Annotated in this window: 2 protein-coding genes; both read left to right on the top strand. The window is 45.2% G+C overall.

Annotated features, from left to right (window positions below; genetic code table 11):
- On the top strand, nt 1–343 hold a 343-nt coding region (locus AC1DSE_RS34740; RefSeq protein WP_477529062.1), incomplete at its 5' end, for a LysR family transcriptional regulator substrate-binding protein.
- Nucleotides 344–361: 18 nt separating this feature from the next.
- Nucleotides 362–1720 carry a UTP--glucose-1-phosphate uridylyltransferase gene (locus AC1DSE_RS34735; RefSeq protein WP_477529061.1) on the top strand — a complete coding sequence of 453 codons (1359 nt, stop codon included), beginning with the start codon at nt 362–364 and terminating at the stop codon, nt 1718–1720.
- Nucleotides 1721–1900: the final 180 nt, after the last annotated feature.

Raw genomic sequence — 1900 nt, 5'->3', positions numbered from 1 at the left:
GTGCATGAAGGAGCTTGCCCAGTTTCCGTTCCTCACCTTGAAGACGGATCGAACGACTCGCATGCATGAGCAGGTCGTGAACGAGTGCAAACGGCACGGCTTCGTTCCTAATATTATATGCGAATGCTCTAGTGTCGCCATTATTATGTCCCTTATCGCTTGCGGCATTGGGGCGACCGTATTTCCGAAATCGGTTATGTCTTCTTTTCCAAGCACCGTCGTCAAAATGCTCAACATTGAGGATGCGGACTTTCAGTCGGGTGTCGGCATTCTATGGCTGAAGGATCATTATTTGTCCAAGCGCGCGCAGCAATTTATTGAAAGCTTTCGTACTGAAATGTAATAAAGGAGGAGACAACACTTGGATCAGCTACCTATAAGATTAGCGGAAGCCAAGCTTCGTATGTATGAGCAGCAGCATGTTCTGGAGATGCTTGCAAACCTGCCGGAGCAGGAGAAAAACAACCTGGCTGCGCAAATTTTAGAAATTGATTTTGAGCRGATAGCCAAAGCTTTAGCCGGCCGCAGCGATACTAAGAAGCTGAACAACGATACGATATCTTCGATACCTTTTGAAGACTGGGAAGATTTTGAACAGGGAGAAAAAGCGGCATATACTGAAAAGGGCTGGGAGCTGCTGCGAGCTGGGAAAGCTGGAGTTATCGTTGTTGCTGGCGGGCAGGGCAGCAGGCTTGGCCATGATGGGCCTAAGGGTACGCTGGATATTGGACTTCCATCCCATAAATCTTTATTTCAGCTTCAAGCAGAGCGGCTGCTGTATTTATCGAGAAAAGCCGGCAAGTCTATCCCATGGTATATCATGACTAGCCCCGATAATCATGAAGCAACGAAGGCATTTTTTCATTCCTTGCATTACTTTGGTTATCCAGCGGAGGACTGTTTTTTCTTCCAGCAAAATACGATGCCTGCGCTCGATCATGACGGTAAGCTGCTTTTATCGGAGGACGGAACACTAATGCTGGCCCCTAGCGGCAATGGAGAATGTTTCGCGTCGTTAAAACGCACAGGAGCAATTGCTGATATGAAGCAAAGAGGCTTAGAGTGGTTGTTTTATTATAATGTAGACAATGCGCTCATAAAGGTCGCAGACCCTGCATTTATTGGACTAGCTGCGTCACGCAATCAGATGGTTGCAACAAAGGTTATCGAAAAAACGGATGTTGACGAGAAAATCGGGATTTTTTGTTTGAAAAATGATCGTCCGGCTGTACTCGAGTATAACGAAATTCCGTCATCCATTAAGGATAAAAGAACGAATGAAGGGCGATTGTTTTATAGCTTAGGGCATATATCTATCCATCTATTTAAGCTGGACTTCATAGAAGAGCATGCAGATACGGATATTCCTTTCCATATTGCCTCCAAAAAGATGAAATACATGGACGCCGAAGGAAGCATCATCACACCTACGGAGCCAAACGCCTATAAGCTCGAACGCTTTATTTTCGATTTTTTTCCATTGGCCGATGAAGTTACTGTTATACGGGGGATTCGTGAGGAGGAATTCGCTCCAGTCAAAAATAAATCGGGTGAAGACAGTCCGCTTAGTGCACGCAAGCTCGTTCAGTCGCTTCATCGAAGCTGGCTGCGCGCCGCTGGTGTGTCTGAAGAGCAGCTGCAGGGGCGTGATATAGAAATTTCACCATTAATCTCGTATAACGGTGAAGGCTTGAAAGTGGAAGATTGGAGCTTTGACTGATCGCTAACGAACTCCAGAGTCGCTATATGATCAAATTAGACTCTATTTGGTATGTAACGAATCCCACTGGCGCTATTTTACGTTGTAGCTCCATATATTGAAGTTATTTTGTAGAATAACGTTACTGGAGTTCGTTAGAATTTAGAAAACGATCATTTGTGCGAAATAACGTCTCTAGAG

The organism is Paenibacillus sp. 01L418, assembly GCF_056400045.1.
This window is presented reverse-complemented; position numbering and strand designations above follow the sequence as displayed.